A 6297-nucleotide genomic window follows, 5' to 3' on the forward strand; every position below is an offset into this window, starting at 1 on the left:
GGTCCGTCAACTTATCGACGGACCGATCCCCCCGACCGGGTGCCGGGCTGATTACCGGTACGCGTCAGCCGGTACGACGACGCTGCCGGCGATCTTGTCCTGCCAGCACTGCTTCTCCTTGTCCCAGAGCATCCAGAGGTAACCGAGACCGAGCGGAATCGCGGACAGGTACTTGCCGATCTGGCGCAGGAACCCGCGGCCGTAGCCGATCGAGCCGCCCTCGCGGAAGTCGTAGACACGGATGCCCAGCGCCCGCTTGCCGACGGTCTGGCCGGTGGGTCCGCCCTCGAAGTACGTGAAGTACGCGAGTGAGATGACGGTCGACAGCAACTGGTAGGCCGCGCCGTTCTTGAAGATCAGCAGCAGGATGATCGACGGGATCAGCAGTACGAAGAAGTCGACGATCGCCGCGGCGACGCGCCGCCAGAATCCCGAGCGTGGGCCGCTCGGACCGCTGCTGTACGAGCCCGGTGGGGCCTGCGGGGCGGATTCCCATTGCGTTGACATTGTGTGGCTGATCCTCTCCTTGAATGGGCCGACAGTGGGCTATTGCCCGTTTTCGCCGCGTTCTCTCATGTTCCCCCGCGCCTTGGCGGCCGCGAGGTGCTCGAGGAAGGCCTCGTCGCCGAGGCCGTGCTGCGCTCCTGCCACGCGCGGCCGCAGCCGCCCGGCCAACTGCTCCGCCAGGGCGCGTCGTGCGCCCGGCCGGAGTTGCGCCCGGCGCTCGAGGAAGGAGCGGACCGCACCCGCCTCCTCCTCGCCGACACCGGTGACGTCCCAGCTCGCGTAACGCTCCGAGCTCACCGGCGGTGACTGTGCCGCGGTCACGACGGTCTCGAGCTTGGTGTCGCGGACCACCAGCGTCCCGGCCGCGAGATCTCCCAGCCGCTGGTTGTTCTTCGTCGCCAGCACGGAGACGATCGCCGGCGCGTAGAAGAACAGTGCCAACTCGAGGAGGCGCAAGATATTGCGGATCAGGCTCGCCCGCAGTCCGACCTGCCCGCCCCCGTCCGTGACCACTCGCAGCCCCGTCGCGCGCTTGCCCAACGTGCGGCCGCCGCCGAAGACCTCGAAGAGCACGAAGTAGACGACGTTGGTCACGAGGACGGCGGTGACGGCCACGATCGTGGCGGCGGTCTCACCGCCGAACGCCAGCGCCGCGAGGATCGCGACCAGGAACGCCGCGCCGCAGATCAGGTAGTCGATCAACAGCGCCATGAAGCGCGACCCGATCCCGGCCAGCGGGAGGGCGAGTTGCACGCCTTCCGGCGTCGAGATGGTGCGGCGATCCTCATACTCCATGGCGCGTGGAGATCATGCCTGGAGTGACGGCGGTTTGCGCCTATGAGTCCTGAACGTTTCGCCGCCGAGCGCGCTGCCGCGTGGGAGGAGCTCGAAGCGTCGCTGCTGCGCGCCGGCGACCGTCCCGAGCGGCTCGGACGCAACGGCGTGCGGCGCCTCGGCGAGCTCTACCGCGCGGCCGCGGCGGATCTCGCGTTCGCGCGACGGCGCTTCCCGGGCGAGCCGCTGACCCGGCGCCTGGAGGCGCTGGTGCTGCGGGCGCGAGCGGCGGTCTACGCGCGCTCGGGGCGCCGGGCGTCCTTCGTGGCGTTCTTCACCCGCGGCTATTGGCGCCGGCTGGCGGAGCGCCCGTTGCTGGTGCTGGCCGCGTGGCTGCTGCTCGCCGGCCCCGCCGTGGCGGGCGCGGCGTGGGGCGCCACCGACCCGGCGACGGCCGCCGGCCTGATTCCCGCGCAGTTCCAGGCTGCCGCGGACCCGCCCGCGGAAGGTCGCGACTATGACCCTGCGACGGCGTCGGCGTTCTCGTTCTCGGTCATGTTCAACAACATCCAGGTGACCCTGATCGCGTTCGCGGGCGGGATCACCTTCGGGGTGCTCACCGTCTACGCGCTGTTCTTCAACGGGTTGCTGTTGGGGGTGATCGGCGGGCTCGCGGTCGGGGCGGGCAACGGGACGGCGTTCCTGCGGCTGATCTCGTCGCATGGGCCGCTGGAGATCTCCTGCATCGTGGTCGGCGGGATCGCGGGGCTGCGGATCGCGTGGGCGCTGATCCGGCCGGGCTCGCTGCGGCGCGTGACGTCGCTGCGGCGCGAGGCGGTGCCCGCCGTCGAGATCGCCGCAGGGACGATCCCGTGGCTCGTGCTGTGCGGGTTCCTCGAAGGCTTCGCCACGGGGCCGGACCTCCCGGTCGCGGTGCAGGCGACGCTGGGCGGGACGCTCTTCGTGGTCTTCTGGGGCCTCGTCGTGTGGCGCGGGCGGCCGGTTCACAGGACCGCGCGGGCCTTGGCCCGCAGGTAGGCGGCGACCACCAGCGCGGGCAGGCGGTCAGGCGGCGCCTCGAGCACCCGCGCGCCCGCCGCGCGCACCTGCGCCGCCGCCTTCGCGCGCGCCTGCAGGACGTCGGTGGCGATCATCGCCCGCGCATCGCTCAAAGGATCTCCGTGGGCTTGCGCGAGCGCGGCCAGCGCGGGGTCCGACGGGCTCGCGACGACGACGACGTGGCGGCGGCTGAGCACCGGGACGGCCTCGACGAGCGGGCGCGCGGCGGTCTCTTCCAGCAGGTCGGTGAAGACGACGACCAGCGCGCGCTTGGAGCCTTCGGCGCGGCGGAAGGCGAGCTCGTAGTCGCTGTCGAGCGGGCGGGGCTGGAGGTCGAAGAACGTGCGGGCGACCACCTGGCCGCCCTTGCGGCGCGGGCTGAGCGCCGTGCGGATCTCCTGGTCGAACGCGATCGCGCCGGTGCGGTCGCCGAGCTCGTCGGCGACGAAGCCGAGCGCGACGGCGGCGTCCAGGCAGGCGTCGAGCACGTTCATGCCGGTCGGGCCGAGCGGGGCGGCGCTCAGGCGTCCCGCGTCGAGCAGGAGCAGCAGGTCGCGGTCCTGCTCGAGCCGGTACTGGTTGCTCATCGGCCGCCCGAGCCGGGCCGTGGCGCGCCAGTTGACCTGGCGGATGTCGTCGTCGGGCTGGTAGTCGCGGATCAGCTCGAACTCCGTGCCCAGCCCGAGCGGGCCGCGGGCGGTGTGGCCCTGGTCGCGGAAGCGCCCGCGGGCGACGGCGAGCGCCAGGGTTCTCGCGGTCTTGAGGTCGGGGAAGACGCGGAGTTCGGAGTCCCCACCGGGGCGGTGGTCCCAGCGCGCGAGCTTGAGCGGGCCGGTCGAGCGGGTCGCGACGGCCGGAAGCGTGTGCCGGCCGCGCTGGTGGGCGACGATCGTGGCCTCCAGGCCGCTCTCGCCCTCCTGCGGGGCGACCGTGAGGCCGGGTGGCGTGGCCTGACGGACCCGAACCGTGCCGCCGGTGGGCGGGTGTGCGCGAATGATGACCTTTACAGGGATTCCGCGTGAGAGGACCTCCGGAGCCTGACGCTCGACCTGAGGTTGAGCTCTGGCCGCTCTGGCGTCCACGAGGACCGCGACGAGCAGCGCAAGGGCCGCGAGGGCGGCCAAGCCGAGCGGGATGACGAGCGCCGCGAGCGCGATGACCGCAAGGACGACGACGGCTCTCGGCGCGGGGGTCACGCGGGGCTCATCGCGGGACCGGTACGTCCTCGAGCGCGGTGCGGATCGCACCGGCGGGCGTCGCGCGCTCCAGTTCGGCCTCCGGGGTGAGGACGAGCCGGTGGCGCAGGACGGGGGCAGCCATGCGGGCGACGTCGTCGGGGGTGACGTAGGCGCGGCCGGCCAGGCGCGCGGCGGCCTTCGCGGCGCCGAGCAGGTGGACGGCGGCGCGCGGGCTGGCGCCCAGCTGCACGCTCGGCAGCTCGCGCGTGCGCCGCACGAGCGCGACGACGTAGCCGACGACCTCGTCGCTGATCTCGGTCGCGTCGACCTCCGCGCGCGCGGCCTGCAGGTCCTCCGCGCTCGCGACGGGGCGGACGTCGTCCAGCGCCGACGGGGCGAGCCCGCGCCGCCGCAGGCGCAGCATCGCGCGCTCCTCCTCGGCGCTCGGGTAGCCGATCGCGACGTGCACGAGGAAGCGGTCGCGCTGGGCCTCGGGCAGCGGGTACGTGCCCTCGTACTCGACCGGGTTCTGGGTCGCGAGGACGAGGAACGGGTCCGGCAGCGGGTGGCTGATGCCGTCGACGGTGACCTGGCCCTCCTGCATCGCCTCCAGCAGCGCGGCCTGGGTCTTCGGCGGCGTGCGGTTGATCTCGTCGGCCAGGACCACGCCGGCGAACACCGGCCCGGGGCGGAAGACCAGCTCGCCGGCGCGCAGCGCCATCGTGCCCGTGACGTCGGAGGGCAGCATGTCGGGCGTGAACTGCAGGCGCCGGAACTCGATCCCCAGCGCGCGGGCGGTCGCGCTCGCGAGCAGGGTCTTGGCCGTTCCCGGAACGCCTTCGAGCAGGACGTGCCCGCCGAGCGCGAGCGCCGCGAACATGTCCTCCAGCGCCTCCGCCTGGCCGACCACGACCTTGCGTACCTCACCCGCGACGCGGGCGTGCAGCTCCTTCACGACGAACGCTCCTTGTCTTTCTCCGGTTTTGCCCGCACGAACGCGGCGGCGAGCGCGTCGACGTAGGCCACCCGCGGGGGCGGCGGCTCGGTGTCGGGGTCCTCGGGAGGCCCGAAGCGGCGGCCGGCGGACCAGACCGCGACCAGCGCGGTCAGCGCGAGCCCGAGCAGCGCCCACTTGACCTGCGTCGGCAGGCCGCTGAAACCGCGCGAGACGCCGTAGCCGTGCACGGTCTCCAGGAACGCGACGGTCTGCCGGTGATTGCCCGCGAGCGCGATACCGAGTGCCGCGCCGTCCGCCAGATCCAGGCCCTCGTTGGTGAGGGGCGTCGCGTCGGCCAGCAGCGCGACCTCGCCCTCGCCCTCTCGGGTGGTGACGAGCAGCGGCCCGTTCGCGGGGCCGATCAGCGGCAGCGCGCCGCCGAGCTCGTGCCAACCGCCGCCGCGCGAGGCGACCTCGCGGACGCCGGCGGTGTCGCCGGTCGGGACGAGCGTACGGCGGCGCACGCCGCCGCCGTCCTCCCAGGTGGGTGGGGCGTCGAGCACCTCGTCCAGCCACGACGCGTCTCCGGCGCCGCCGGCCACGAGCCGCCCGCCCTTGCGAACCCAGTCGCCGATCGCCCGCGCCTCCTCGGGCTCCATCACATCGGGGTCGAGCACGACCAGCGTCTGGTCGGTGGGCGGGGCCTCGTCAGCGATCGGCGTGCGCAGCCGCCGCACAGGATGGCCGGAGCGCTGGAGCACCGACGCGTACGCCGCGAGCCCCTGCGGCGTGGTCGCATACGACGAGGACGGCGGCCCCTCCGGCTCCTGCGTGAACCGGTCGACGACCAGCAGCACGAGCGCGAAGACGAGCACGAACGCCCCGATGCCGAGCCCGACCCGCACCCGCCCGTCGCGCGGCATCAGGCCGCGTCCTTGATCACGCTCGGCCAGCGCTCGCGGGCGGCGGCGAGGTCGTCCGTCTCCGGCGGGCGGCCGCCGTAGACGACGTCGTCGAAGGTCGCGGCGAGCGCGTCGAAGTCGTCGTTGTGGAGGGTGCGGCGGACCTCGAAGGTCGAGATCGACGGGCGGAACTCGATCGCCCCGCGTTCGTCGAGCCGCAGCAGGCCGGCGCGGAAGCGCAGCCGCAGCGCGGCCTCGAGGTCCCCGGCGGCCTCGGCCGCGTCGGCGCGGCGTTCGAGTGCGCGCGGGTCCTCGTCGCGGGCGGCGACGAGCGCCTGCTGCTGCGCCGCCGACGCGCGCACCCGGCTGGTCAGGAAGGCGCGCGCGATGGACCACGCGACGGCCACGAGAATCGCCCCGAGGAACATCCACACCACCGACCTCCCGCCGGGAAGGAGATCGTCGAGCCAGCCGACCCCGAGGTTCGGCAGCCGGTCGCCCAGCCACCGGATCAAGCCGGAGAACGGCCCGGGCACCTCGGTCTCGTGGAAGCGATTCTCGGCGAGGACCTCACGCGCGTCGGCCCGCGGATCGCGCTGTGCCGGCACGAGCTGGAAGTCGCCGGACAGCTGGCGCAACCGCGCGTCGAGCGCCTCGCCGCGAGCGCCGCGCAGCGCCCCGCTCACATCGACCCGCTGCCCGTCGACCGTGTCGACGTCGCGCAACTCGGAGAGCGCGGCCGGGTCGTCGACCGCCTCCCGGGCCAGCGCCCGGAACTCGGCGCCGGAGAGGTCGGAGGCCCGCGCGGGGGCGGCGGCGAACAGGGCCGCGAGCAGGAGCGCGGCGAGGACGAGCGACGCGAGGCGGGCGGGCGAGAGGCCGCGGCGGGCGGCGGCCGCGAGGCGGGCGGGCGAGAGGCCGCGGCGGGCGGCGGGCGCGA

General features: G+C 74.0%; 7 protein-coding genes. 1 reads left to right on the forward strand and 6 read right to left on the reverse strand.

Annotated elements, in window-relative coordinates; translation table 11 throughout:
* Window positions 1-51: 51 nt before the first annotated feature.
* Entirely contained in the window at window positions 52-507 is a 456-nt protein-coding gene (locus OM076_RS34715; RefSeq protein ID WP_270044752.1) for an RDD family protein, read from the reverse strand.
* Window positions 508-546: 39 nt separating this feature from the next.
* Window positions 547-1302 (reverse strand): RDD family protein, encoded by a 756-nt coding sequence (locus OM076_RS34720; RefSeq protein ID WP_270044753.1) that lies wholly within the window; start codon window positions 1300-1302, stop codon window positions 547-549.
* 42 nt (window positions 1303-1344) lie between these two features.
* On the opposite strand from OM076_RS34720, the gene OM076_RS34725 reads away from it, so the two are divergent.
* Entirely contained in the window at window positions 1345-2319 is a 975-nt protein-coding gene (locus tag OM076_RS34725; RefSeq protein ID WP_270044754.1) for a stage II sporulation protein M, read from the forward strand.
* Here OM076_RS34725 and OM076_RS34730 read toward each other — a convergent pair.
* From OM076_RS34730 to OM076_RS34745, 4 genes are all read right to left on the reverse strand, one after another.
* Window positions 2286-3536: a DUF58 domain-containing protein gene (locus OM076_RS34730; RefSeq protein ID WP_270044755.1), complete on the reverse strand. Its 1251-nt coding sequence runs from the start codon at window positions 3534-3536 to the stop codon at window positions 2286-2288. The genes OM076_RS34725 and OM076_RS34730 overlap by 34 nt on opposite strands.
* A 7-nt stretch (window positions 3537-3543) precedes the next feature.
* On the reverse strand, window positions 3544-4473 hold the full coding sequence (locus tag OM076_RS34735; RefSeq protein WP_270044756.1) for an AAA family ATPase: 930 nt from the start codon (window positions 4471-4473) through the stop codon (window positions 3544-3546).
* A complete protein-coding gene (locus tag OM076_RS34740; RefSeq protein ID WP_270044757.1) occupies window positions 4470-5378 on the reverse strand; it encodes a DUF4350 domain-containing protein in 909 nt (302 codons plus the stop codon). Before OM076_RS34740 ends, OM076_RS34735 begins: the two co-directional genes overlap by 4 nt.
* Window positions 5378-6297, reverse strand: a 920-nt coding sequence (locus tag OM076_RS34745; RefSeq protein WP_270044758.1) for a DUF4129 domain-containing protein, incomplete at its 5' end; no start/stop codon positions are given. The genes OM076_RS34745 and OM076_RS34740, both read right to left, overlap by 1 nt.

The organism is Solirubrobacter ginsenosidimutans (genome assembly GCF_027587205.1).

Bases quoted from the DNA above. Each gene is read 5' to 3' on its own strand.
- OM076_RS34740 (WP_270044757.1), bottom strand. From the start codon at position 5,378: ATGCCGCGCGACGGGCGGGTGCGGGTCGGGCTCGGCATCGGGGCGTTC.
- OM076_RS34715 (WP_270044752.1), bottom strand. From the start codon at position 507: ATGTCAACGCAATGGGAATCCGCCCCGCAGGCCCCACCGGGCTCGTAC.
- OM076_RS34725 (WP_270044754.1), top strand. From the start codon at position 1,345: ATGAGTCCTGAACGTTTCGCCGCCGAGCGCGCTGCCGCGTGGGAGGAG.
- OM076_RS34720 (WP_270044753.1), bottom strand. From the start codon at position 1,302: ATGGAGTATGAGGATCGCCGCACCATCTCGACGCCGGAAGGCGTGCAA.